This window comes from Actinopolymorpha cephalotaxi, from assembly GCF_013408535.1.
Taxonomy (GTDB): Bacteria; Actinomycetota; Actinomycetes; order Propionibacteriales; family Actinopolymorphaceae; genus Actinopolymorpha; species Actinopolymorpha cephalotaxi.
The window spans coordinates 2,073,088-2,098,026 of the sequence record NZ_JACBZA010000001.1; the positions used below are offsets into that span (position 1 = coordinate 2,073,088).

The following is a 24,939-nucleotide window of genomic DNA, read 5'->3' on the forward strand; positions in this document are numbered from 1 at the left end:
GTGGAGTCGCGGATGACCGTGGAGTCGCGGGGCTTGCCGGCGCTGGACGACGCACCCGGACCGCATCCGGACCCGCTCCGCCGGGCCGCCACGCTGCTGTGGCCCAACCTGCCGGTGCTGCTCGCCGGCTCCGTCCTGGCGGTGCTGCCACTCGGCCTGGCCCGGATGCTCGCGCCGGTGCTCGGGACCGTCGGTACGACGCTGCTCGGCGCCGCCTTCCTGTTCGCCGTCGCGCCACTGCTGCGGACGGCGATGGTGCTGCTGGCCGGTGACCACCGTGGCGTCGGCGGGCTGGCGCGGGAGCTCGGCCGGGACCTGGGAACGGCGCTGCCGATGGTCGCGCCGCCGGTCGCGGCCGCCGTACTGACCGCGGTGGCCGTGCGGACCTGGACCGTCCACGGACAGGACTGGGCAGTCGGGTCGGCGGCCGCCTGCGCCGCGGTGACGGTGATCGCGACGACGATCACGATCGTCGCCCTGCCGTACCGGCTGTACGCCGATCGGCCACCTGCGACCTGTTCGGCCCGGGAGGCCTGGCTGGTCGGCCTCTACGCGGTCACCCGGCGTCCGGTGCCGGTGCTCGGCACGCTGTGCGCGGTGGGCCTGTTCGGCTCGGTCCTGCCGTCGGTGAGCCTGGCGCTCGGCTTCGTCGGCCTCGGCCCGCTCGCGCTGCTGTGGGCGGCGGCCGCCACCGCCACCCTCGACCATGGCCGGGCACGCCTCGGCCGCCTGCCCGATGCCCCTCGTTCCCGAGCCCCTGAGACGAGACGACGATGACTGCTGCCGACGACTGGCCGGTGCTCCGCTCCTACGACGCCGCTCACCTGGACCGGATCGCGCTGCCGCTCGGTGGCATCGGCACCGGAACGATCAGCCTCGGCGGCCGGGGAGACCTGCGCGCCTTCGAGCTCGGCAACCGTCCCGCCAAGGGGTTCCGGCCGGACGTGATGTTCGTCGCCGTCCGAGCTGCCACCGGAGACGGTTCCGCGCGAACGCTGGTGGCCGAGGGGCCGCTGCCGGTCGAGGAGTACGAGGGCGCGTTCGGCTCGCCGGCGCCCAACCACGGTCTGCCTCGCTTCGCCGAGTGCGGGTTCGACGCGGCCTATCCGTTCGGCCAGGTGCGGCTGCGCGACGACGCGTTCCCGCTCGAGGTCACGGTGCAGGGCTTCAACCCGCTGGTGTTCGGCGACACCGCGACCAGCAGCCTTCCGGTCGCGGTGCTGCGCTACCGGATCCACAACCGCGGTGACGAGCCGGTGCGCACCACGATCGCCATGTCGATGAGCAATCTCGTCGGAGCCAACGGCACCTCGGACGAGACCGGGCACAACCAGAACTCCTGGCGTTCGTCCGGATCGCTTCACGGTCTCACGATGTCCGCGCCGGGTCTGCCTGCCGACGCCGAGGCGGCAGGTGAGCTGACCATGGCGATGGCCGCACCCGCCGGCGCGCACGTCAGCCACCGCACGCGGTGGGCGGACCTGTCCTGGGGTGGCTCGCTGCTGGACTTCTGGGACGACCTCACCGACGACGGCGTGCTGGAGGAACGGGAGTCGCGGACCGAGCGTCCGGTGGCCTCGCTGGCCGCGATGGTGGACGTCCCCGCGGGGGAGACGACCGACGTCACGTACCTGCTCACCTGGAACTTCCCGAACCGTCGCGCCTGGAGCGGTTCCGGAACACACCTGGGCGAGTACGGCGACGCCGTGATCGGCAATGCCTACTCCCTCGCCCACCCGGACTCCTGGGCGACCGCCCTCATGGTGGCCGAGCGGCTGTCCGAACTCGAGCGCGTGACCATCGACGCGGTGCACGCGGTGGTCGGCACCGACGCGCCGGTCGCGCTGCGGGAGGCGGCGCTGTTCAACCTCAGCACGTTGCGCAGCCCGACCGTGTTCCAGTCCGCCGCCGGCGACTACTACGGCTGGGAGGGAGTCGGTGACCGGGTAGGCAGCTGCCACGGCACGTGCACGCACGTGTGGGGGTACGAGTTCGCCACGTCGTTGCTGTTCGCGCCGGTCGCGCGGTCGTTCCGGACCACGCAGTACGCCCGTTGCACCGACGAGTCGGGCCTGATGAGCTTCCGCGCCGGCCTTCCGGTGGAGGCCTCGCGGGTCTGGGGGCTCGCTGCGGCGGACGGTCAGACGGCGTGCCTGGTGCACCTCTACCTGGACTGGAAGCTCAGCGGGGATCACGACCTGCTGCGTACGCTGTGGCCGGCGGCACGGCGCAGCCTGGAGTTCTGCTGGATACCCGGCGGTTGGGATGCCGACCAGGACGGCGTGATGGAAGGCGTCCAGCACAACACGATGGACGTGGAGTACTACGGGCCCAATCCGCAGATGGGGTCGTGGTACCTCGCGGCGCTGCGGGCGGCGGAGGAGCTGGCCCGGGCCGTCGGGGAGCCGGACTTCGCCGACCGCTGCCACGCGTTGTTCACGAGCGGGTCGGCCTGGCTGGACGAGCACCTCTTCAACGGCGACTACTACCGGCACGAGGTGCGCCCGGTCGCCGACCCGGACCAGATCGCCGAGGGCCTGCGGCACCGCAGCATGGGGTCCGCGAACACTGTCAACCCGGACTTGCAGCTGGCCGACGGGTGCCTGGTCGACCAGCTGGTGGGCCAGTACGCCGCGACGCTGACCGGCCTCGGCGCGCTCCTCGACGACGACCACGTCCGGTCCGCGCTGCTCGCCGTGCACAGGCGCAACTTCCGCCGCGGGTTCGCGCACCACTTCAACCCGATGCGCAGCTTCGTCCTCGGGGACGAGGCGGCCGTGCTGATGTGCACCTACGACGACGACCGGCGTCCGGCGCGGCCCTTCCCGTACTTCGGCGAGGTGATGACGGGCTTCGAGTACACCGCGGCCACCGGGCTCCTGCAGGTCGGTGAAACCGAGCGGGCCCTGGAGATCGTGGACGCGATCCGGGCGCGGTATGACGGACGCAGGCGCAACCCGTTCGACGAGGCCGAGTGCGGGCACCACTACGCGCGGGCGATGGCCGGGTGGTCGGCGTTCGCGACCTGGAACGCCATCGGTTACTCCGGTGTCAACCAGGTCCTGACAGTGGGCGAGCGACGCGCGTCCGGACCTGCGTTCTGGTCGACAGGTTCGGCGTTCGGCACCTGGGAGCCGAGCACCGGCGACGGACCGGGCCTGCTCCGGGTGGTGGGAGGCGAACTGCCGCTGAAGGCGCTGGAGGTCGCCGGTCGTACGTACCAACCCCACAAGGGGGTTCTTCGCGCCGGCGAGGTCTGGAACGTCGGCTGCTGAACGAGCGGTGGCGCGCGCCCGTCGTCGGAGCGGGCGCGTCGTCGGCGAGGAGGAGCCGGCCGGGTCCGCCGGTTACGGCTCGCGGCGGGAGTTGGCGATGATCGCGGCCAGCGGCGGCATCAGCGCGGCCACCACGGACATCACCACGGCCGCCGTGAGCGAGAAGTGCCGGACGACCGTCCAGGCGAGAACGAACAGACCGACGCAGCTGCCCATCAGGAGAAGGTAGGTCTTTCTGCGTCCCATCGTTGGTCAAGCATGGCACACGCCGCCGGCCTTCCGGAACAGGTCGGCGCACACTCGCCCACCATCGGCCGGATGCGCCGCCGAAGCGTTCCGTTCGCCGCAAACCCGGCACATACTGGCCCGGTTTGCGACGACAGGGGGCTCATGGGCGCTGACCGTAAGCCAGGAACCACCTCTACCAAGTCGACCACGTCCACCACCTCGACCACCTCGACCACCGGCGCCGGCGGCATCCGCGGGCGGCTCGTGGACATTCTCCGGCTCGGCCGGCTGGCGACCGCTCTGGCCTGGCGGGCAAGCCCGAAAGCGCTCCTCGGCACGGTGCTGCTGTTGTGCGCCCAGGCCGCGTCGACGCCGGTGCAACTGCTGCTCGCCCGCGAGGTCGTCAACGCCGTCGCGCGGACCACGCCCGCGGCGCACCTCGGAGGGCCCGGGAGTGCCGTGCCGTTGGCGGGCTGGATCGCCGCGATGGCGGCGACGCTGGCGCTCGGCACGCTGCTGGAACCGTTCTCACGTACGTGCCAGAGCCTGGTCGGTGACCGGCTGGTCGGCTTCGTCACCGGCGAACTCGTCCGGGCCGCGAACCGCTGGCAGGGCCTGGCGAGGTTCGAGGATCCGGACTTCGCCGACGACCTGGAACGCGTGAGCAGCCAAGCGGCCCGGTCCGGTCTGGAGGTGATGGCCTACGGCACCCGCGCGGTGACGACGGTCGCCACGCTGGTGGCGTTGTGCGTACCCCTGGTCCGGCTGCACGTCCTCGTTCCGGTCGCGCTGGTCGCGGCGTGCGTACCCCTGCTGGCACGGCAGTTCGACTTCCAGAACACCACCGGCAGCAGGCTGTACGCGCTCACGCCCCAGGCGCGAACGCTCAGGTACAGCAGGGATGTCATGGTGAGCACGGCCGAGGCCGGCGACGTCCGGTTGTTCGGACTGGGCGGGTACTTCCGGCGTCGTTACGACGAGGCGTTCGCCGGCTCGGTCGGCGACCTCGACCGGCTGCGGTGGCGGCTCACCCCGCCGATGTGCCTGAGCGCGGGGCTCGCCGGCACCGCCGTCGGGGCGGTGTTCGGCTACGCCACCTGGCAGGTCGCCACCGGCCGGGGAAGTGTCGGCGACCTCGTTCTCTACGGCGGCACGTCCGCCGCCGTGCTGTCCACGGTCACCTCGCTGGGTTTCTACCTCGGCTTCCTGCCCATGGTGTTCGCGTTCCTGCCCAGCCTGGACCGGGTGCTGAACGCGCCGCCGGACCTGCCGGAGGCACCCGATCCGTTGCCGGCGCCACGGCCGATCCGGACCGGGATCGTCTTCGAGGACGTGCATTTCGGATACCCGGGCCGCGACGAGCCCGTGCTGGCAGGTCTTTCGCTGCACCTGGCGCCGGGGGAGAGTTGCGCACTGGTCGGGCCGAACGGATCCGGCAAGACGACCATCGTCAAGCTGTTGTTGCGCCTGTACGACCCGACCGCCGGGCGGATCCTGCTGGACGGGCGCGACCTGCGCGACTACGACCTGGCCGATCTGCGCCGTGAGCTGGGCGTGCTGTTCCAGGACTTCGTACGCTACGAGTTCACCGCCGCGGACAACATCGGCTTCGGTGACCTGGCGGCACTGGACCAGGGCGGGGACCGCGCACGCCTGCTGGCCGCCGCCGAACGCGCGGGTGCCGCGGACCTGCTGGAGCGGTTGCCGGACGGGCTCGACACCGAGGTGGGTGTGCGGTTCGGCGGCCGTGAGCTGTCCGGCGGGGAGTGGCAGAAGCTCGCCCTGGCACGGGCGTTCGCCCGCGACTGCCAGGTGCTCGTACTGGACGAGCCGACCGCGTCCCTGGACACCCGGACCGAGTACGGCATCTTCGAACGCTTTGCCCAGCTGACGAAAGGGCGGACCGCGGTACTGGTGAGCCACCGGTTCTCCACCGTGCGGATGGCCGACCGGATCGTGGTGCTGGCGGCCGGGCGGGTGATCGAGGACGGAACCCACGCGGAGCTGATGGCGGCGGAAGGGGAGTACGCGCGGATGTACCGTACCCAGGCGGCGCAGTACCTCGACGACTTCGAGGACTTAGAAGTCCCGAGCGGGGAACGGCGGTGAGCGCCGTGCGGGGACTCGCGGGGCGCGTGCGGTCGACCGCCGTGCTGTACGCACGGGGCGCGCGCCTGGCCTACGCCCACCGGCCCGGCCTGGCCGCCGGCACCCTCGCCCTTCTCGCCACGACCAGCCTGCTGCCCGTACTGCAGCCGTGGCTGCTCGGCGAGGTCGTCGACGGACTGGGCCAGGGCGGCGGACCGGCCACGATCACCCTGCTGGCCGCCGGTTACGCGCTGACGCTGGTGTTGCCCGCGCTGCTCGTGCCGGTACGCCAGTCCCTCGACTCCTCCCTGGACGCGCACGCGCTCGGTGCTGTCGACCGGCACGTCCTGGACGCGGGCGGCCGGCTGGTCGACCTCACCAGGATCGAACGACCGGCCTTCCACGACGAGGCGCAGCGGGCCACCTCCTCGGCCTCGTGGGTGTCCCGGTTCGGGATCCTCACCCAGCAGACCGCCGGCCAGGGTGTGACGGTGCTCGGCCTGCTGCTGCTCGTCGCCGGACTGTCCCCGTGGGTCGCCGTTGCGCTGGCGGTGTCGGTCGTACCCCACCTGGTGGCGTACCGGAGGATGAGCTGGCAGCAGTGGCAGACGATGGCCGACCAGTCCCGCCCGGCGCGGGAGATGGACTACTGCGTACGCCTCACCACCTCCGCCGACGGCGCCAAGGAGGTAAGGGTGTTCGGGCTGGGCGAGTGGTTCCTGCGTCGCTACCAGCGGCTCTTCAGGGCGGCGTACGGCGAGGTGCGCCGGTTGCGGCTACGTCACCTCGCCGTGTCGGCGGGGTTCGGCCTCCTGCACGCGCTCGCCCTGGCCGGCGGGTTCTGGTACGTCGCGCACCAGGCCGGTGCGGGCCGGCTCGCCGTCGGCGACGTCGCGCTGTACGTCAACGCGGTGGTGCAGTTGGAGGCGGGGCTGTTCGGCCTGTCGATGTCACCCGGCATGGTGTTCGAGCTGGGCCTGTACCTGCGGCAGTTGTTCGCGTTCACCGACGCCGCCGCGCCGGGCATCGCGCTGCCGCCGGCCGCCGCCGGTCTGCCCGCGCCGGCCCGGCACCACGAGGGTGTGGACTTCACCGACGTCGCGTTCACGTATCCGAACGCATCCGCCGGAAGCGAGCCGATCCTGCGCGGTGTCAACGCCGCCTTGCCCGCCGGCACGGTCACCGCGGTGGTGGGCGACAACGGGGCGGGCAAGAGCACCCTGGTCAAGTTGCTCACCACGATGTACGACCCCACCGCCGGGTACCTCCGGCTCGACGGGCGCCCGCTGTCCGCGTACGACCTCGCGTCCCTGCGCGCCTCGACCGGCGGTGTCTTCCAGGACTTCGCCCGCTTCGCGCTCACCGCCGGTGAGAACATCGCGGTCGGGGCCGGCGACGCGACGGCCACGCCCGAGCAGATCCGCGCGGCGGCGCGGGCGGCCGGTGCGGACTCCGTGGTCGCCACCCTGCCCGACGACTACGACACCCCGCTCATCCGGACGTTCGACGGTGGCGTCGACCTGTCCGGCGGGCAGTGGCAGAAGCTCGCCACCGCACGCGGTCTGCTGCGGGACGCGGCCCTGGTGGTGCTGGACGAGCCGACTGCCGCACTCGACGTGGACGCCGAGCGCCGGTTGTTCGACACCTTCCGTACGCTGCTTGCCGGGCGGACCGGAGTGCTCGTCAGCCACCGCTTCTCCACGGTCCGGATGGCCGACCAGATCCTCGTCCTCGAGAACGGTGTCGTGGTGGAGGCGGGCAGTCACACCGACCTGCTGGCGCTCGACGGGAGGTACGCCGCGATGTTCGAGATGCAGGCGGGGCGCTACCGCTGACCGCTCGCGGAGCCGCCCCGAACATCGCGCCGACAGTGGCGGACGTGGCTCGGCCAGACCAAAGCGGTGGCCGGGGTTCCGATTCGGCAGGGTATGAGTAGTATCGTCCGGCGATGATTCGAATTCGTGGCGACGAACAGGCTGGCTACCACACCATGGTGTCCTGCGACGAGTGCCAGACCAGCATGGTGTTCCGGCCGGACGACCACGGGTTGTGGGTCGGGTCTCCCCGCCAGGTGCGGATGTATCTCACCGACCACAAGGGCTGGGTCTGGGATCACGACTCCGACTCGTTCTACTGCCCGCAGCACTTCCGCTGAGCGTTTTCGCATCCGCCCGTCTACGGTGGTCGCCACTACGTCCCGCGCTCGGGTGGGCGTGTCGTCGCGTGCGTGCGGGAGGTCATGGGTGGGGTCCGACGATCCGGTCGATCCAATCGATCCAGGTGATCCGGTCGAGGCGGTCGAACGCGAGCTCGCGGTGTTGTTGCGCCGCGCCCGGTCGACCTCGGGGACCATCGCCCGTGAGCTGCATCCCGACCTCGGCGCCGCGGCGTACGGCATCCTGTTCAACCTCCAGCAGACCGGCGGCGCCCGCATGACCGACATCGCCGCGTTCTTCGGGGTGGGCAAGCCCACCATCAGCCGCCAGGTCGGGTTGCTGGAACGCCTCGGTTTCGTGGAACGCGTCGAGGATCCCGACGACCGTCGCGCGGTGACGTTACGGCTCACCGACGAGGGCTCGGCGCGGCTGGTCGAGGCCCAGGAGGCCCGCAGGGCCCGGTTGCGCGCATCCCTGGACTCCTGGCCGCGCGAGGACCTGGGGACACTCGGCCGGCTGCTGCACCGGTTCAACGACCAACAGGTCTGAGCCGCAAGCGGGGCTTGCGGCTCGAGTAAGCCGCGAGCTGACAGCGCGCAACGCCGCGTTGACACCGCGTTGACCCACCACGTTGACCCACCGCGTCGACAGGGCGCCTCCGAGGGATGGCCGGGCGGATCCCGCGCGTCTGTCCGCTGCCGTCACCGCGACCGCAGGTCGGCGGCCACCTCGAACCGTTCGAGCACCACGGGGGTGGAGTCGCTCACGGTGAAGTCCGGGTCGCCGAGTGCCTCGCGAGCCTGCTCGCTGTGCCAGAAGTCCTCGTGGTCGGCCCGCCAGGCCTCGACGGTGGTGTGCCCCTCGCCCTCGTCGGCGGCGTGCTCCTCGTCCACGTCCTCCAGCGGAACCACCTGGACGTCGGTCGTCTCGATCACCGCCACCGGGCGGTCCGCGGAGTCGATCACGACCGACCGGTCGCCGACGGCCGGCAGCGGCTCGCGGGCGCGTTCGTACTCCGTCAGCAGGCTGGTGGTCGTGGTCTTCGCGCCGTCCAGGATCGCCGCGACCAGCCGGTCACGCAGCGGTCCGGGGAAGGCGAAGAGGGCCCGGGGCAGTCCGGACAGATCCACCGGCTCGTGCGGCGCGCCCTGGTCGGTCGTCACGAACAAGGACCCTACGACTCCGGCGCGCGGACCGGTAGCCACCCGTGCCGTCCGTCGCCGGACCGGAACAACGCGTCCACCAAGATGGTTGCTTAGGGCAGCTAATGGGCATATAGTTGCCCGGGGCAACGATGGGGGTGAACATGGATGTGACCCGCACCCAGCTCGAGGAACTCATCCGAGCGATTCACGACGTGATACTCATCCGCAAGGACATCTCCCGGCTGGCGGCGAGCAAGCGCTGTCACTTCGGCGCGCTCAGCGTGCTGGCCACGCTGGCGACGTCCGGTGACGCGAGGGTGAGCCACCTCGCCGAGGCGCTGATGGTCGACGTGTCGGTCGCCAGCAGGCAGCTCGCCCAGTTGGAGGCGCACGGATACGTGGGCCGCCGGGCGGATCCCGCCGACGGCAGAGCGCACCTGGTGTTCGTCACCGAGGCGGGACGGCAGGAGCTGGCGTCCGTTCGCGCGGACGTGGTCGACCACTTCGAGTCCGCACTGCACGAGTGGCAGGGCGGGGACGTCGCCACCCTGACCGCGCAGCTGCGCAGGTTGCGAGCCGACCTCGGCCTGAGCCGGCTCGAGCCCTCACCCGGCGCCGACACCGCGGTCCGCGCCGAGCCCGACCACCCGAACCACCAGCAGCACCGCACAGGAGTTGACGCACTCTCATGACGACCCAGACCGCTCCGGCAGCTGCTCCCGCAGCTCCCGCGTCCGAGGGGATGACGCACCGGCAGGTCCTGGAGGCGCTGTCCGGCCTCCTCCTCGGCATGCTCGTCACGATCCTGTCCTCCACCGTGGTCTCCACGGCACTGCCGCGCATCGTCAGCGAGCTCGGCGGCAGCCAGTCCGCGTTCACCTGGGTCGTCACCGCGTCCCTGCTGTCGATGACGATCAGTACGCCGATCTGGGGCAAGCTCGCCGACCTGTTCAGCCGCAAGCTTCTGGTGCAGATCGCGCTGGTCGTGTTCGTCGTCGGCTCCGCGCTGGCCGGCCTGTCGCAGAACGTCGGCGAGCTGATCGGCCTGCGGGTCCTGCAGGGCCTGGGCGCCGGTGGCCTCACCGCGCTGTCGCAGGTCATCCTGGCCGACATCATCAGCCCCCGCGACCGCGGCCGCTACATGGGCTTCCTCGGCGCGACGATGGCGGTTGGCACGGTCGCCGGACCGCTCATCGGCGGTGTCCTCACCGACTCCCCGCTGGGCTGGCGTTCGACGTTCTACGTGGGTGTGCCGTTCGCCGTGATCGCCCTTGCCGTACTGCAGAAGACCCTGCACCTGCCGCGCATCCGTCGCGAGGTGAGCATCGACTACGTGGGCGCGGTCCTGCTCAGCGCCGGCGTGGCGACTCTGCTGATCTGGGTCACGCTGGCCGGCAACCAGTTCGACTGGGCCTCCACGACCACCGCGGTCATGGTGGGCGGGGCCGTCGTGGTGCTGATCCTCGCCATCGTGGCCGAGCACCGGGCGAAGGAACCCATCCTGCCGCTGTGGCTCTTCCGCAACCGCACCTTCGTGTTCGCCGTCATCGCCAGCGTCGCGGTCGGCGTGACGATGTTCGGCACGTCGGTGTTCCTCAGCCAGTACATGCAGATCGCCCGGGGCAAGTCGCCCACGGTCGCCGGTCTGATCAGCATCCCGATGGCGGTCGGCAGCCTCGTCGCCGGCACCGTGATCGGGCAGATCATCACCCGCACCGGCCGGTGGAAGCGCTGGATGGTGCTCGGTGGCGTACTCCTGATCGCCGGATCGGTGGCGATGGGCACGATCGACTACCACACCAGCTTCACCCGGATCAGCGTCTCGCTGCTGCTCCTCGGTCTCGGCGTCGGCATGGTGATGCAGAACCTCGTCCTCGCGGTGCAGAACACCATCTCCATCAGGGAGATGGGCGCGGCCAGCGCGGGCGTGGCATTCTTCCGGAGCATGGGCGGTGCGATCGGCGTGGCCGCGCTCGGCGCCGTCCTCGCCCACCAGGTGACCTCCGACATCGCCTCCGGCCTGGCCCGGCTCGGCATCAAGGCGGCTCCCGGCGGCGACGCGGTGCCGGAGGTGTCGAAGCTGCCGCCGCCGGTGCGCGAGCTGGTGGAGAAGGCGTACGGCCAGGGTGTCGCCGACATCTTCATGGTGGCCGCGCCGATCGCGGTGATCGCGCTGATCGCGATCCTGTGCATCAAGGAGATCCCGCTCGGTACGAAGAGCGGCATCCAGCAGACCCTGGAGGCCGAGCGACTCGCTGCCGAAGGAGCTCAGGGCGCGCAGGAGGTGGAGGCCTCGCAGGGCGCGCAGACCACGCAGGTCGAGGAGACCGACCGGGTGCCGGTGCCGGTGCGGGCGAACGAGAGCCTGGAGCCGGTCGGCATCCGCAACGGCAACGGCCATCCCGCCTCCGCCGGCTCCCGCCTCGCGGCCGATGCCGCCGACTGGGCAGGCATGGACGCCGACGGCGCGGGTGGCAAGACCGTCTCGGAGCGGGACCTGGACTCCCTCGTCGGCGTCGGCGGTCCGCGCCGGGAGTGGCACGCCAACGGCGCGCACCGGCTGGACAACGGCCGATCCGACAACGGCCGTCCCGAGAACGGCCGCTCCGAGAACGGCCGGCCCGCTTCGTCCGTACGACCCGGCGCTTTCCCGCCCGCTCACCTGGCCCGCTCGCCGGAGGGGACCGGTGGGAGCGAGACCGGGTACGGCCGCGGCAACGACCAGGGCGGTGACAACGCCGACAGCGGCAACGGATTCGGTGGTGGTGGCGACGGTAACGGTGGTTTCGGCAACGGCGGTCCCGGGGGCGACGACTCCGGCGCCTCCGGAGGCCGGCCGGCCGGGCAGTCCGCCGCGGTCGTCGGTGTCGTCCGGCGCGCGGACGGAACCCCCGTCGTCAATGCGGCATTGACACTGATCAACCTCGGCGGCCACCAGGTCGGGCGTACGTCCAGCGGTTCCGACGGCCGGTACCAACTCGCCGCCGACCCGGGCGGAACGTACGTCCTGATCGCGTCGGCACCGGCCAGCGAGCCGCGCGCCTCGACGGTCTCGGTCGGGCAGACGCCGGTCACCGTCGACGTCGAACTGTCCGGGGTCAGCGGGCTGGTCGGCGAGGTGCGCTCGGCCGAGGACGGGCTCCCGGTCGCCGAGGCGGTCGCGGTGCTCACCGACGCATGTGGTGAGGTGGTCGCCTCCCGGATCGCCGGCGCCGACGGCGGCTTCCGGTTCGACGACCTGGGTGCGGCGGCGTACACCCTCGCGGTGCGGGCCGAGGGCTACCAGCCGGTGGCGCTGCCGGTCAGCGTGGCCGAGCTCGGCGAGACCCGGCGTGACGTCGAGCTTGTCGCCAAGGCCGCCCTGCGGGGGACCGCGCGCGACCGGTACGGCCGGCCGCTGCGGGACGCGCGGGTCATGCTGCTCGACGGGAACGGTGACGTCGTACGCACCGTCTTCACCGACGACAACGGCGGCTACGCTCTCGACGACCTCGCGGCCGGCGACTACACCGTCGTGGCCACCGGCTACCCGGCGGTGACCAGCTCGGTACGGCTCGGCGGCGGCGACGTCGGCGCACACGACGTCGAGCTGGGCCACCCGGAGGTGTGAGGAGCGGCATGCGCACGCAATCGGAGGATCGCTCCGCGCTCACCGCGGACCTGCGGACGCCCGACGGCTGGCCGGTGCCCCAGGGCATCGTCACGGTGACCGACCTACGCGGCCAGCAGGTGGCCCGGGCCGAGGCCGACGGCCAGGGCGCCGTCGTCACCGGACCGCTGCCGGCCGGGACCTACACCGCCATCGTCACCGCGCCCGGGCACACCCCGGCCGCTCGTACTGTCGTCGTCGGCGGCAGCGGCGCCACGCTCGGTGTGGTGACGCTGCCGCGGACCGGCGGCATGCCGCTGCCGGCGGAGGGGCCGTGGGTGATCGACCCGGACCACTCCAACATCGAGGCGACCGCCCGGCACCTGGGCTTCTCCAGCGTGAAGGGGCGGTTCACCCGGTTCGCCGGCCGGATCTACATCGCCCGGCCGATCGAGGAGTCCGAAGTCCGTGCCCTGATCTCCGCCGACAGCATCGAGACCGGCAACAAGATGCGCGACGACCACCTGCGTACGCCCGACTTCCTGGACGTCGCGCGCCACCCGACGATCGAGTTCCGCAGCGGACACCTGTCCGCGACCGGCGAGAACCGCTGGACGATGGACGGCACGCTCACCATCAACGCGATCAACCGGCCGGTGAGCCTGGACCTGCGCTTTCTCGGCGCCGGACCGGACACCTTCGGCGGGGTACGGGCCGGCTTCTGGGCCACCACCGAGCTGAAGCGCGACGACTTCGCGATCAGCTACAACCAGCTCGTACGAGCCGGAGTCGCGGCGGTCGGCGCGACGATCCGGGTGGAGCTGAACATCCAGGCCGTGCAGGGCGAGGAACTCCCGTCGTTCTGAGCGGACCCTCGTACCGACCGCCTCGTCGTACCAACCCGCCCGTCGTGCCGACCGACCGGCCCGGTCCCGCTGCGTCCGGTTGCGGACGCGGCGGACCGTCCGACGCACCGCTTCCGACCTGCCGTGGCAGGCGTTCTTCCCGATAGCGTCGTCGCGTCGGTCCGGACCCGCTCCTGGCGGGCTCGCTCCCAGGGGGCGAGGACGGACCGGCTCGACGACGAACATCTGCGGAAGGGCGTGGCGTGAGCGGTAATTCGGGTCTCGTGAGTGGCCTCGGCGATCTGGCGCACCTGTCCGGTGCGGTCACCCGGTCGATCAGCGCGGAGAACCCCACCGGTGAGAAGGGGCGCGGCGGCGCGGCGACGGACGGTACGGGTGCCAGGGCGGCCCGCGACCTCGGCCTGGGCTGGAAGGTCTCGCCCTCGATCCGGATCGGGGCGGGGGAGACGGCGACCCTCGCCGAGATCGACGGCCCCGGCGCGATCCAGCACATCTGGCTCACCACGCACGTGTCGAACTGGCGTCGGCTGCTGCTGCGCTTCTACTGGGACGACGACACCCGCCCCGCGGTCGAGGTGCCGGTGGGCGACTTCTTCGGCCAGGGCTGGGGGAAGTTCGCCCAGCTGAGCTCGATGCCGGTGGCGGTGAACCCCAACGGCGGCTTCAACTCGTACTGGACGATGCCGTTCCTGAACAACGCGCGGGTGACGCTTGAGAACCTCGCCGACGAGGACGTGATCGTCTACTACCAGGTGGACTACACGCTCACCGAGGTCGGCGGACAGGGCGACGATGGCGGCGGTGTGGCGTACTTCCACTCGCAGTGGCGGCGCAGCAACCCGCTGGCAAGCGAGGACGTGCACACGATCCTGGACGGCGTGACAGGCGCGGGCCACTACGTCGGCACCTACCTCGCGTGGGGCGTCAACAGCGTCGGCTGGTGGGGCGAGGGCGAGCTGAAGTTCTTCATGGACGGGGACGAGGAGTTCCCGACGATCTGCGGCACCGGGACCGAGGACTACTTCGGCGGGGCGTGGAATTTCGACGTGCCGGGGCAGGGGTACACCGCGTTCTCGACACCGTTCCTCGGCCTGCACCAGATCATCGCGCCGGACGGGCTGTACCAGAGCCAGCAGCGGTTCGGGATGTACCGCTGGCACGTCCTCGACCCGATCCGCTTCGCCTCCGACCTGAAGGTGACGGTGCAGGCGCTCGGCTGGCGTTCGGGCGGGCGGTACCTCCCGCTGCAGGACGACATCGCCTCGACGGCGTTCTGGTACTCCGGGGAGACCTCGCACACCGCCCCCGCGACCCCCGACCTGGACACCCTGGAAATCCTCTGACCCGACCGAGATCTCGACATCGGCCGAGCTTGGGAGACTTACGGGGCCTATGACACCCGTAAGTCTCCCAAGCTCACCTGCTCTGAGGGGCCGCACTGCCGGCAGGCCCTGACCCTTCCCCGCCATCCCCGCAAGCGCAGGACGCGGGCAATCTGTTCGGCGACCTCACATGGCCTGCCGATCGTCTCCGCCCAGCCGTACCGCAAGGTCCAGTAGCCGGTTTCCGCGGCGTGGTTGTCGCGTCGGCGGTCCCGGAACGCGCCGTCACCCACGTGGCCGAGCCGCCCGTCGAGTTCGACGACGAGGAGGTACTCGTCGTAACAGACGTCGACCCACTGGCTGATCGAATTCGTTCGCCGATGGGCCTGCCGGGTGCCGCGCGGAAGTCCGTGTGCGCGTTCGACCGTGCGCAGATAGGCCAGTTCGAGCGGCGACTGCGCACCCTTTTCGACCTCGGCGAGCATCGTCCGCAGCGGCGCACGCCATGGGGCGTTCGGACGGGCCGCGAGTGCGGCGAGTAGCCGAGCTGGTGTCGTCAGCCGGCGCTGACAGGCGCTGCACACCAGGCCGACGACTTCTGGGAACTGTTCAGCCGTCGCCGCCAGGTCGAGCACCGTGTCCTCGACTCGGGTACGTGGGGGTAAGCGGGACGGGTGCCGAATTGCCGTTACCCGTGTGGAGTAACGGAGACGCAGGCCAGGTTGGGGGCGCACACGACGGTCCCACGAGACAGTGACGTCGACCGGAGCGTCCGCGCCGACCGGTTCATCGCGCAGGCCCCACAGTTCGGCGGCGGTGCCATGACTCAACAGCGCGTCCGTGCCCGCGTACAGCAGCGCTGCCCACTGGCTGGTCGGTCGCTGCGCCGGCCCTCCATGGGTGAGGTAGACACGCGGATACAACCGTTGCCATCGACCGGATTTCACCCGGGCGCGCACCTGATCGGGGGTCATGCCGCACGTGCGCACTTGCTCCAGGAGCACCACCCCGGCCTGCGCCTCGATCGCCTCGAGGAGCGACTGCGGGAGCGGAGCGGGCATGGGTGACGGTCCCACACATCGGCCCGCCGACGCCGACGGCCTGTGGACGGCGATCCGGATACGCGGGCTGGGAGACTTACGGGGGCTATAGCACCCGTAAGTCTCCCCAGCCGTACCCAGCGCGGCGAGCGTCAGGCGCGGCGGCGGGTGCGGGTGGCGTCCTCGTCGGCCCGGGCGCGCGCCGAGGCGGCCAGCGCGGCGGTGAAGTCCTCGGTCTCCTGCAGGTGCTCGTCCATCAGCGCACCGGCCGAGCGCCGGGCCTTCCGGCGTACGGCACTCATGATCTTGGCGTGGTAGTCGATCGCGCGCTCGGCGAGCTCGGCGTTCTCCTCGACCGTGCGCCGGCGCACCGAGCGCAGCGCCCCGTCGACGGAGTGGAACAACGTCAGCGCGAACGCGTTCCCGGCCGCCCGCAGCAGCGCGTCGTGGAAGTTGACGTCGGCGGAGCTGAACGTGTCCAGGTCCTGGGCGGCCCAGGCCTCGCGCATGGTGGCCACCGCGGCCTCCATCCGATCCAGATCCTCGTCGGTACGCCGGACCGCGGCGAGTTCGGCGATTCCGCGTTCGACGATGCGGCGCAGCTCGGTCAGCTCGTGCGCGAGCTCGTACCCCGACTCCAGCAGCGCCCGCGCGTTGAGCACCGTGCTGTCGAACGGCGCCCACGTGTCGGGCTGGTTCACGAACGTGCCGCGCCCCTGCTGGACCCGCAGCACGCCCCGCTGGCGGAGGTCCTTGATGGCCTCGCGCAGCGTCAGCCGGCTGACGCCGGCACGTTCGGCGAGGACGGGCTCGGGTGGAAGTCTGCTGTCGGGTGGATAGACGCCCGCGACGATCTCGTCCAGCAGGCGTTCGGCCAGTTGGTCGGCGAGTCCGGACCGGCTGACACCGGTGAGCGAGCCCCCGGAATCCCGGGCGCCCCCTGAGCTGCGGGCGTCCCCGGCGCCTCCCGCGGCCCCACCGCTGCCGGGTCCGCGCCCGTCGCGGCCGGTCGTGAGGTGGGCCGGCTTCCTCGGTCGTGGTTTCCGGTCGGTCATGTCCGCCGTGCCTCCCAGGGTGACCGCCGAGGTGACCACCATCGGACAGGCTGGTGGGTCGACTGCGGCCCAACCATAAGGCACCCGCCCGGCGGCACGTCCCGAACACACCCCGGCCCCGCCCCGAACCTGCCGCCAACCTGCCCCGAACCTGCTCAGAACACGCCCTACGGCGGTCCGCGGCCGCTTCGGAGCGGGTACGATTTCCGGCATTGAAACATCAGATGACTTGGAAGGTGACACAAGTGACGCCAGTGCCGCCAGTGACGCCCGCCACCGACCAGCCCACGCTCGCCGACCTGACGCTGCGGCTGCACGAGACCGACAACGTCGTGATCGCGATGGGCGACCTCGCACCCGGCGGCTACGCGCTGCCCGCCGGCGGGTCCCTGCAGGTCACCGACGCCGTTCCGCGCGGCCACAAGCTCGCCGTGGCGCCGGTCGCACCGGGTGAGCCGGTCCGCAAGTACGGCCAGGTCATCGGGTTCGCCAGCGAGCCGATCGTGCCCGGGCGGCACGTGCACACGCACAACACGGCGTTCCAGATGTTCGAGCGGGAGTACGACTTCGGCGTCGACGTCCGGCCCACGGTGTACGTACCCGAGAGCGCCCGGGCCACCTTCCAGGGCATCGTCCGCCCCGACGGGCGGGTGGCGACCCGCAACTACATCGGCATCCTCACCACGGTCAACTGCTCGGCCACCGCGGCCAAGCTGATCGCCGAGCGGTTCAAGTACGACGTCCTCGACGAGTTCCCGAACGTCGACGGCGTGGTCTCCCTCACCCACAGCACCGGCTGCGGCATGGCCGGTCCGGGCAGCGAGGGCTTCGAGGTGCTCCGGCGTACTCTCACCGGCTACGCCAACCACCCGAACTTCGCCGGCTTCCTCGTCCTCGGCCTCGGCTGCGAGGTCAACCAGGTCGCCGGCCTGGTCGAGCACTGGAACATCCCCGAGCACAAGATCACCGTGCCGATGACAATCCAGGAGCTCGGCGGCACCCGCAAGACGGTGGCCGAGGGGATCGCCCGGATCAAGGACATGCTGCCCGAGGTCGACGCCGTGAGCCGCGAGACCGTGCCCGCCAGCGAGCTGATCCTGGCGATGGAGTGCGGCGGCTCCGACGGCTACTCCGGCATCACCGCCAACCCCGCGCTCGGCGCGGCCGCCGACCTGCTGGTGGCCCACGGCGGCACCGCGGTCTTCGGGGAGACGCCGGAGATCTACGGCGCGGAACACCTGCTGGCACGGCGCGCCGTCAGCCGCGAGGTGGGGGAGAAGCTGATCCGCCGGATCCACTGGTGGGAGGACTACACCGCCAAGCACTCCGGTTCGATGGACAACAACCCCTCGCCGGGCAACAAGGCGGGTGGCCTCACCACGATCCTGGAGAAGTCCCTCGGCGCCGCGGCCAAGGGCGGCACGACCAACCTGGCCGACGTCGTGGAGTTCGCCGAGCAGATCACCGCGAAGGGCCTGGTCTTCATGGACACGCCCGGCTACGACCCGGTGAACGCGACCGGCATGGTGGCCGGCGGCTCGCAGGTGCTGTGCTTCACCACCGGCCGTGGGTCGGCGTTCGGGTGCAAGCCCACGCCGTCGATGAAGCTGGCCACCAACACCGACGTTTACCAGCGGATGACCGACGACATGGACGTCAACTGCGGTGTCGTCGCCGACGGGGACGCGTCCGTGGCGGAGGTCGGCCGGCAGATCTTCGACCGGGTGCTGGCCACCGCGTCGGGTGAGAAGACCAAGAGCGAGGAGCTCGGCTACGGCGACGAGGAGTTCGTGCCGTGGCAGCTCGGCGCGGTGATGTGAGCCGGTACGCCGGACCAGGCAGAAGCGCGAACCCGAACGCGAACCCCAGCGCGAACCCCAGGGAGGAACCGCCGTGAGCGACGCCACCAGCCCCACCGGGCTCGGCCCCTTCGAGCGCGTACGCGAGCTGCAGCCCAGGGCACCCCTGCCGCGGCTGATCCCGGTCCGCCAGCACTACGACGTACCGGCCGAGCCGGACGTGGCCGCCGCGACGGCCCGTGAGCTGGAGGCGCTGCGGGCGCGGATCCGGCCGGGGATGAGCGTCGCCGTCACCGCCGGCAGCCGGGGCATCCACGACCTGGCGACGGTGGTCCGGGCGGCGTGTGACTGGCTGCGTGCCGCCGGGGCCGAGCCGTTCGTCGTACCGGCGATGGGGTCGCACGGCGGCGCCACCGCCGAGGGCCAGGTCGCCGTCCTCGCGTCGTACGGCGTCACCGAGGAGACCATGGGCGTCCCGATCCGGGCGACCATGGACACCATCGAACTCGGCCGGGTGGTGCCCGACGGCCCGATGGTCCACCTCGACGCGCAGGCCGCCCGGGCCGACGGGATCCTGCTGGTCAACCGGATCAAGCCGCACACCGACTTCCACGGGGAGATCGAGTCCGGGCTGGGCAAGATCGCCGCCATCGGCCTGGGCAAGCAGCGCGGCGCGGAGGGCATCCACGTCTACGGCTCGACCGGCCTGGCCCGCTGGATTCCCGCGGTGGGCCGGCACATCGTCGAGACGGGTCGCGTCCTCGGCGGCATCGGCATCGTGGAGAACGCCCACGAGCGGACCGCCCGGATCGCATTCGTCGAACCCGACGGCATCGCCGGCCCGGCCGAGACCGAACTGCTCGCCGAGGCGGGCCGGCTGCTCGGCCGGTTGCCGTTCGACGACCTCGACGTGCTGGTCGTGGACGAGCTCGGCAAGGACAAGTCCGGCTCCGGCATGGACACCAACGTCATCGGCCGGATGTGGATCGACGGCGTCGCCGAGCCCGAGCGTCCCCGCGTCACCAACATCACCGTGCACGGGATCAGCAAGGCGTCGTACGGCAACGCGGTGGGCGTGGGGCTCGCCGACTTCGTGCCGTTCCGGGTGCTGGAGGACATCGACCTGCACGCGCTCTACGTGAACGCGATGACGTCCGGCATCGGCGGCGTGCGCCGGGCGAAGCTGCCGATCGCGCTGCCCACCGACGAGGCCGCCGTGGCCGCGGCGATCCTGATGTGCGGGCGGCCCGACCCGGAGAACGTCCGGCTGGTCCGGGTGCACGACACCCTGGACACGGTCCATCTGCTGGTGGCGGAGAGCCTGCGCACAGAGGTGGACAAGCAGCCGCAGCTGGAGGTCGCCGGGGAGCCGGTGGCGTTCGACTGTACGCCGGACGGCGCGCTGCCGGACTGGCCGCAGCTCGAGGCCTGAGCCGCCCGGCGTTCTGCGAAAATCCCGGAGCTGGTGAACCACCCGGGTCCTCGTGTCGTGTCGTGGGAGAACTGTGCTCGACTCTGCCCATCGACCCGCGTGACAGACGGAGGACACCGTGGACACACCCGAGCGCCGCGACACAGCACCGATGACCCGACGGCACGCCCTGGGCGGGGTGGCCGTCGCGGCCGCCGCGATCCCCCTGCTCGCCGCCTGCGGTGGCGACAGTTCGAACACCAGCGGCGGTGACGACTCGGCGGGTGGGAAGACCGACGACAAGACGCCCGACGACAAGACGAAGAAGACGCCCGGGTCCGGCGACGACACCAAGGCGCCCGGCGACGACGACGGGGCCAAGGGCGGCGGGGGCGGCTCCCTCACCTCGACCAGCCAGATCCCGGTGAAGGGCGGCAAGATCTTCGCCGCGCAGAAGGTCGTGGTGACCCAGCCGGAGCAGGGGACGTTCAAGGCGTTCTCCGCGATCTGCACCCACAGGGGCTGCCCGGTCGGCGACGTGACCGGCGACATCATCAAGTGCCACTGCCACGGCAGCGCGTTCAGCGCCCTGGACGGCTCGGTCAAGAACGGGCCGGCGACCAGGCCGCTGCCGCCGGTGAAGATCAAGGTCGACGGCGGGTCGATCAAGCTCGCCTGAGCGGCCGGTTCGGGTGGTTCACCCCATCCGGTACGCCGGTAGCGGGGCGGCCCGGCGACCGTATGGGGGTGCCGTCGCCTAGGCTCGGAAAAGTGGCAGATCCCGCGACCTATCGACCCACACCCGGCTCGGTTCCCGACCAGCCGGGCGTCTACCGATTCTCCGACCCCCGGGGCCGGGTGATCTATGTCGGCAAGGCCAAGAGCCTGCGCTCCCGGCTCGGGTCGTACTTCCAGGATCTCGCCGCCCTCCACCCGCGCACCCAGGCGATGGTGCAGACCGCCGCCAAGGTCGAGTGGACGGTGGTCAACACCGAGGTCGAGGCGCTGCAGCTGGAGTACTCCTGGATCAAGGAGTACGACCCGCGGTTCAACGTCAAGTACCGCGACGACAAGAGCTACCCCTGGCTGGCGGTCACGCTGGACGAGGAGTTCCCGCGGCTGCAGGTGATGCGCGGCAGCAAGCGCAAGGGGGTGCGCTACTTCGGCCCGTACTCCCACGCCTGGGCGATCCGGGAGACGCTCGACCTGCTGCTGCGGGTGTTCCCGGCGCGCACCTGCTCCAAGGGCGTGTTCAACCGCGCCGGCCAGATCGGGCGGCCGTGCCTGCTCGGCTACATCGGCAAGTGCTCCGCGCCCTGCGTCGGCCGGGTCACCCCGGAGGAACACCGGGAGATCGTCGAGGACTTCTGCGACTTCATGGCCGGGCACGCCGCGCCCTACATCCGGCGGGTCGAGCGCGAGATGCGCCAGGCCTCCTCCGACCAGGAGTTCGAACGCGCCGCCAAGTTGCGCGACGACCTCAAGGCCCTCGAACGCGCGCTGGAGAAGAACACCGTGGTGCTGGCCGACGGCACCGACGCCGACGTGGTGGCCCTGGCCGAGGACCAGCTCGAGGCCGCCGTCCAGGTGTTCCACGTGCGCGGCGGGCGGATCCGCGGCCAGCGCGGCTGGGTCGCCGACAAGACCGACGACGCCGAGACCGGTGAGCTGGTGGAGCGGCTGCTCATCCAGCTGTACGGCGGGGAGGGCGGGGAGTCCGTTCCCCGCGAGGTGCTGGTGCCGGCCCTGCCCGCCGACGACGCGGCGCTGGCCGACTGGCTGACCGAACGCCGGGGTTCCCGGGTCGACCTGCGGGTGCCCCAGCGCGGCGACAAGAAGTCGCTGATGGAGACCGTGGCGCGCAACGCCCACCAGGCGCTCGGGCTGCACAAGACCAAGCGGGCCAGCGACCTGACCACCCGCAGCCGGGCGCTGCAGGAGATCCAGGACGCGCTCGGCCTGTCCGAGGCACCGCTGCGGATCGAGTGCTACGACATCTCCAACCTGCAGGGCTCGGACGTCGTGGCGTCCATGGTGGTGTTCGAGGACGGCCTGCCACGCAAGAGCGACTACCGCCGGTTCACGGTGCGCGCCCGCGGCCGCGACAACGGCTCCAACGACGTCGCGTCCATCCACGAGGTCATCACCCGGCGGTTCCAGCGTTACCTCGACGAGCACGCCGAGACCGGTGACGTCGGTGCGGCCTCGCCCACCGACTCCGAGGACGCGGAGGTAACGGGTGAGTCCAACGGCACCCCCGGCTCCAGCGGCGCCGCCGGACGGACGAACGGCGCCGCTACCGGCGTACCAGCGGGGATCGACCCGGAGACCGGACGGCAGCGCAGGTTCGCCTACGCACCCGGGCTCCTCGTCGTCGACGGCGGACCGCCGCAGGTCGCCGCGGCCGCCCGGGCGATGGACGAACTGGGCATCGACGACGTACCCGTCTGCGGGCTGGCCAAGCGACTCGAGGAGGTGTGGCTGCCCGGGCAGGAGGATCCGGTCATCCTGCCGCGGACCAGCGAGGGCCTCTATCTCCTCCAGCGCGTCCGCGACGAGGCACACCGGTTCGCGATCACGTTCCACCGCCAGCGGCGGTCGAAGTCGATGATCGAGAGCCTGCTGGACGACGTACCCGGGCTCGGCGCGACCCGGCGCAAGGCGCTGTTGCGGAAGTTCGGGTCGCTCAAGCGGTTGCGGGCCGCGACGGCCGAGGAGGTGGCGGAGGTGCCCGGCATCGGCATGCGTACGGCCGAGTCCGTGGTGGCGGCGCTGCACCAGCCCGAGCGGGCCGGCGGCCGGCCGGCGATCAACACCGCCACCGGTGAGATCCTGGACGACGCGCCGGAGCCGGCGCGGGACGATCAGGCAGAGCGGGACGATCAGGCGGAACGCACCGACCCGCCGTCGCCGGCCGCCGACGACGACGCGATGATGCGACCTTCTCGCACCTACCCGGGGAGTAACCGATGACGACAGACCCTCCTGAGCTGGTCCTCGTCTCCGGCATGTCCGGAGCCGGGCGCAGCGCGGCCGCGCACGTCCTGGAGGACCTCGGATGGTTCGTCGTCGACAACCTCCCGCCCGAGCTCCTGCCCACGATCGTCAAGCTGGTCGGCGGCGGCGACCGGTCGGTCTCCCGGATCGCGGTGGTCGTCGACGTCCGCTCCGGCTCGTTCTTCGCCGCCCTGCAGGGCGCGCTGGAGGCGCTGCGGGCCCGTGACGTACGCCCGATGTTGTTGTTCCTGGAAGCCGGCGACGAGGTGCTAGTCCGCCGGTACGAAAGTGTGCGGAGGCCGCACCCGCTGCAGGGTGACGGCCGGGTCCTGGACGGCATCGCCCGCGAACGCGAGGCACTGCGCGAGCTGCGTGCCGACGCCGACCTGGTCATCGACACCTCCAACCTCAACGTCCACCAGCTCGCGGCGAAGATCGTGAACGCGTTCGGCGCCGAGGACGACAAGGCACTCCAGGCCACGATCGTGTCGTTCGGCTACAAGTACGGCATCCCGGTCGACGCAGACCTCGTGGTCGACTGCCGCTTCCTGCCCAACCCGCACTGGCAGCCGGAGCTGCGGCCGCGGACGGGTTTGGACCCGGAGGTTCGGGAGTACGTCCTGAAGCAGGAAGACGCGCTGCCGTTCCTCGACCAGTACGAAGGCCTGGTGACCCTGCTGGCGCGGGGGTATCTGCGGGAGGGGAAACGGTTCGCGACGATCGCGGTCGGATGCACCGGCGGCAAGCACCGGAGTGTGGCGATGGCGGAGGAACTCGGCTCGAGGCTGCGGGAGCACGGCATCGGCAACCTCGTCCTGCACCGTGACCTGGGGCGCGAATGAGCTCGCTCCAGGGGACGGAGCAGGCGGGCGGCGGGCCGAAGGTCGTCGCGCTCGGCGGCGGGCACGGCCTGTCCGCGTCCCTGTCGGCGCTGCGCCAGGTCACCGAGCGGCTCACCGCGGTGGTGACGGTGGCCGACGACGGCGGTTCCTCCGGTCGGTTGCGTTCGGAGTTCGGCGTGCTTCCGCCCGGTGATCTGCGGCAGGCACTGGCCGCTCTGTGCGGCGACGACGAATGGGGACGTACGTGGGCCGAGGTGCTGCAGCACCGGTTCGCCAGCGACGGTGAGCTGTCCGGGCACGCGGTCGGCAACCTGCTCATCGTGGCGCTGTGGGAACGCCTGGCGCAGCGATCCTCCGGCTCCGTCCCGGGCCCGCCTGGTACGCCTGATACGCCTGGTACGGAAGCCGGCACGGGGATGCCGGCGGACCGGCATGTCGCCGGCCTGGACTGGGTGGCCCGGCTGCTCGGCGCCCGTGGCCGGGTGCTGCCGATGTGCGCCGTCCCGTTGCGGATCACCGCCCAGGTCGACGGTCTCGATCCGGCGAACCCCGCGCTGGTGGAGACGGTGCGCGGCCAGTCGGAGGTGGCGAGCACCCCGGGCCGGGTCCGGAGCGTGGCACTGGAGCCGCCCGACCCGCCGGCCTGTCCGGAAGCGGTAGCGGCCGTCCGCGAGGCCGACGGCGTGGTGCTCGGGCCGGGCTCGTGGTTCACCAGCGTTCTCGTTCACCTGCTGGTCCCCGAGCTGGCGGCGGCGTTGCACGAGACGAAGGCGCGCCGCATCCTTACTCTCAACCTCGCACCGCAGGCGGGGGAGACGCGCGGGTTCTCGCCCGAGCGGCACCTGGAGGTGCTCGCCGCGCACGCTCCTGACCTGCGCGTGGACGTCGTGGTGGCCGACGACGCGTTCGTCGCCGACCATCCGGCACTGGTCGACGCGACCACCCGGCTCGGCGCCGAACTCGTGCTGGCCGACGTCGCCTGGACCGACGGTTCGCCCAAGCATGATCCTCAGCGACTCGCCCGTGTGTATGCCAAAGTGTTATCGTCGTGACTCTGGGTAGCGAAAGATGATCCTGAGAAGCCTCACCGGCTCGACCCATTCGCGGTACGAATTCCCCTTTCGTG

Annotated in this window: 20 protein-coding genes; 16 read left to right on the forward strand and 4 right to left on the reverse strand. The window is 71.4% G+C overall.

What is annotated here, in order from left to right; genetic code table 11:
* Nucleotides 1-12 precede the first annotated feature (12 nt).
* A complete protein-coding gene (locus tag FHR37_RS09210) occupies nt 13-777 on the forward strand; it encodes a hypothetical protein (protein ID WP_139238967.1) in 765 nt (254 codons plus the stop codon).
* The gene (locus FHR37_RS09215) at nt 774-3,275 is read left to right on the forward strand and encodes a GH116 family glycosyl-hydrolase (RefSeq protein ID WP_092883622.1); all 2,502 of its coding nucleotides are present in this window, start codon (nt 774-776) and stop codon (nt 3,273-3,275) included. The genes FHR37_RS09210 and FHR37_RS09215 overlap by 4 nt, the downstream gene beginning before the upstream one ends.
* 72 nt (nt 3,276-3,347) lie before the next feature.
* On the opposite strand, the gene FHR37_RS09220 is transcribed toward FHR37_RS09215, so the two are convergent.
* A complete protein-coding gene (locus FHR37_RS09220) occupies nt 3,348-3,521 on the reverse strand; it encodes a DUF3099 domain-containing protein (RefSeq protein ID WP_092883623.1) in 174 nt (57 codons plus the stop codon).
* A 144-nt stretch (nt 3,522-3,665) separates the two neighbouring features.
* On the opposite strand from FHR37_RS09220, the gene FHR37_RS09225 reads away from it, so the two are divergent.
* The 4 genes from FHR37_RS09225 (at nt 3,666) to FHR37_RS09240 (ending at nt 8,296) form a co-directional block, all read left to right on the forward strand.
* Nucleotides 3,666-5,612: an ABC transporter ATP-binding protein gene (locus FHR37_RS09225; protein WP_175542526.1), complete on the forward strand. Its 1,947-nt coding sequence runs from the start codon at nt 3,666-3,668 to the stop codon at nt 5,610-5,612.
* A complete protein-coding gene (locus tag FHR37_RS33030) occupies nt 5,609-7,426 on the forward strand; it encodes an ABC transporter ATP-binding protein (protein ID WP_092883625.1) in 1,818 nt (605 codons plus the stop codon). The genes FHR37_RS09225 and FHR37_RS33030 overlap by 4 nt, the downstream gene beginning before the upstream one ends.
* Before the next feature lie 113 nt (nt 7,427-7,539).
* Nucleotides 7,540-7,746, forward strand: coding sequence for a hypothetical protein (locus tag FHR37_RS09235; RefSeq protein ID WP_092883626.1), 207 nt, complete (start codon nt 7,540-7,542; stop codon nt 7,744-7,746).
* An 88-nt stretch (nt 7,747-7,834) separates the two neighbouring features.
* Nucleotides 7,835-8,296, forward strand: coding sequence for a MarR family winged helix-turn-helix transcriptional regulator (locus tag FHR37_RS09240; RefSeq protein ID WP_237768800.1), 462 nt, complete (start codon nt 7,835-7,837; stop codon nt 8,294-8,296).
* A gap of 152 nt (nt 8,297-8,448) precedes the next feature.
* Here the strand turns inward: FHR37_RS09240 and FHR37_RS09245 are convergent, their stop codons facing one another.
* Nucleotides 8,449-8,910, reverse strand: coding sequence for an ASCH domain-containing protein (locus FHR37_RS09245; protein ID WP_092883785.1), 462 nt, complete (start codon nt 8,908-8,910; stop codon nt 8,449-8,451).
* Between the two features lie 143 nt (nt 8,911-9,053).
* Between FHR37_RS09245 and FHR37_RS09250 the strand changes: the two genes are divergently transcribed.
* From FHR37_RS09250 to FHR37_RS09265, 4 genes are all read left to right on the forward strand, one after another.
* Nucleotides 9,054-9,584: a MarR family winged helix-turn-helix transcriptional regulator gene (locus tag FHR37_RS09250; protein WP_175542527.1), complete on the forward strand. Its 531-nt coding sequence runs from the start codon at nt 9,054-9,056 to the stop codon at nt 9,582-9,584.
* Nucleotides 9,581-12,502, forward strand: a complete 2,922-nt coding sequence (locus FHR37_RS31430) for an MFS transporter (RefSeq protein WP_237768801.1) — start codon at nt 9,581-9,583, stop codon at nt 12,500-12,502. Before FHR37_RS09250 ends, FHR37_RS31430 begins: the two co-directional genes overlap by 4 nt.
* A gap of 8 nt (nt 12,503-12,510) precedes the next feature.
* On the forward strand, nt 12,511-13,347 hold the full coding sequence (locus FHR37_RS09260; RefSeq protein WP_092883628.1) for a YceI family protein: 837 nt from the start codon (nt 12,511-12,513) through the stop codon (nt 13,345-13,347).
* Between the two features lie 242 nt (nt 13,348-13,589).
* Entirely contained in the window at nt 13,590-14,690 is a 1,101-nt protein-coding gene (locus tag FHR37_RS09265; RefSeq protein WP_092883629.1) for a glycoside hydrolase family 172 protein, read from the forward strand.
* Between the two features lie 47 nt (nt 14,691-14,737).
* On the opposite strand, the gene FHR37_RS09270 is transcribed toward FHR37_RS09265, so the two are convergent.
* Nucleotides 14,738-15,730, reverse strand: a complete 993-nt coding sequence (locus tag FHR37_RS09270; protein ID WP_092883630.1) for a type IV toxin-antitoxin system AbiEi family antitoxin domain-containing protein — start codon at nt 15,728-15,730, stop codon at nt 14,738-14,740.
* Nucleotides 15,731-15,861: 131 nt separating this feature from the next.
* A complete protein-coding gene (locus FHR37_RS09275) occupies nt 15,862-16,764 on the reverse strand; it encodes a FadR/GntR family transcriptional regulator (RefSeq protein WP_139238968.1) in 903 nt (300 codons plus the stop codon).
* Nucleotides 16,765-17,009: 245 nt separating this feature from the next.
* Between FHR37_RS09275 and FHR37_RS09280 the strand changes: the two genes are divergently transcribed.
* The 6 genes from FHR37_RS09280 to FHR37_RS09305 all read left to right on the forward strand — a co-directional run bounded on the left by FHR37_RS09280 (nt 17,010) and on the right by FHR37_RS09305 (nt 24,865).
* Nucleotides 17,010-18,584 carry a UxaA family hydrolase gene (locus tag FHR37_RS09280; protein ID WP_237768802.1) on the forward strand — a complete coding sequence of 525 codons (1,575 nt, stop codon included), beginning with the start codon at nt 17,010-17,012 and terminating at the stop codon, nt 18,582-18,584.
* A 73-nt stretch (nt 18,585-18,657) separates the two neighbouring features.
* Nucleotides 18,658-19,995: a nickel pincer cofactor-dependent isomerase, group 22 gene (locus tag FHR37_RS09285; RefSeq protein WP_092883633.1), complete on the forward strand. Its 1,338-nt coding sequence runs from the start codon at nt 18,658-18,660 to the stop codon at nt 19,993-19,995.
* A gap of 118 nt (nt 19,996-20,113) precedes the next feature.
* Entirely contained in the window at nt 20,114-20,653 is a 540-nt protein-coding gene (locus tag FHR37_RS09290) for a Rieske (2Fe-2S) protein (RefSeq protein WP_237768803.1), read from the forward strand.
* A 92-nt stretch (nt 20,654-20,745) separates the two neighbouring features.
* Complete coding sequence (gene uvrC, locus FHR37_RS09295) at nt 20,746-22,947, forward strand: excinuclease ABC subunit UvrC (protein WP_092883634.1); 2,202 nt, start codon at nt 20,746-20,748, stop codon at nt 22,945-22,947.
* Nucleotides 22,944-23,813, forward strand: a complete 870-nt coding sequence (gene rapZ, locus FHR37_RS09300; RefSeq protein ID WP_092883635.1) for an RNase adapter RapZ — start codon at nt 22,944-22,946, stop codon at nt 23,811-23,813. The genes uvrC and rapZ overlap by 4 nt, the downstream gene beginning before the upstream one ends.
* Nucleotides 23,810-24,865, forward strand: coding sequence for a gluconeogenesis factor YvcK family protein (locus tag FHR37_RS09305; protein WP_092883636.1), 1,056 nt, complete (start codon nt 23,810-23,812; stop codon nt 24,863-24,865). Before rapZ ends, FHR37_RS09305 begins: the two co-directional genes overlap by 4 nt.
* Nucleotides 24,866-24,939: the final 74 nt, after the last annotated feature.

Bases quoted from the DNA above. Each gene is read 5' to 3' on its own strand.
- FHR37_RS09210 (WP_139238967.1), top strand. From the start codon at position 13: ATGACCGTGGAGTCGCGGGGCTTGCCGGCGCTGGACGACGCACCCGGA.
- FHR37_RS09215 (WP_092883622.1), top strand. From the start codon at position 774: ATGACTGCTGCCGACGACTGGCCGGTGCTCCGCTCCTACGACGCCGCT.
- FHR37_RS09220 (WP_092883623.1), bottom strand. From the start codon at position 3,521: ATGGGACGCAGAAAGACCTACCTTCTCCTGATGGGCAGCTGCGTCGGT.
- FHR37_RS09225 (WP_175542526.1), top strand. From the start codon at position 3,666: ATGGGCGCTGACCGTAAGCCAGGAACCACCTCTACCAAGTCGACCACG.
- FHR37_RS09235 (WP_092883626.1), top strand. From the start codon at position 7,540: ATGATTCGAATTCGTGGCGACGAACAGGCTGGCTACCACACCATGGTG.
- FHR37_RS09250 (WP_175542527.1), top strand. From the start codon at position 9,054: ATGGATGTGACCCGCACCCAGCTCGAGGAACTCATCCGAGCGATTCAC.
- FHR37_RS31430 (WP_237768801.1), top strand. From the start codon at position 9,581: ATGACGACCCAGACCGCTCCGGCAGCTGCTCCCGCAGCTCCCGCGTCC.
- FHR37_RS09260 (WP_092883628.1), top strand. From the start codon at position 12,511: ATGCGCACGCAATCGGAGGATCGCTCCGCGCTCACCGCGGACCTGCGG.
- FHR37_RS09270 (WP_092883630.1), bottom strand. From the start codon at position 15,730: ATGCCCGCTCCGCTCCCGCAGTCGCTCCTCGAGGCGATCGAGGCGCAG.
- FHR37_RS09275 (WP_139238968.1), bottom strand. From the start codon at position 16,764: ATGACCGACCGGAAACCACGACCGAGGAAGCCGGCCCACCTCACGACC.
- rapZ (WP_092883635.1), top strand. From the start codon at position 22,944: ATGACGACAGACCCTCCTGAGCTGGTCCTCGTCTCCGGCATGTCCGGA.
- FHR37_RS09305 (WP_092883636.1), top strand. From the start codon at position 23,810: ATGAGCTCGCTCCAGGGGACGGAGCAGGCGGGCGGCGGGCCGAAGGTC.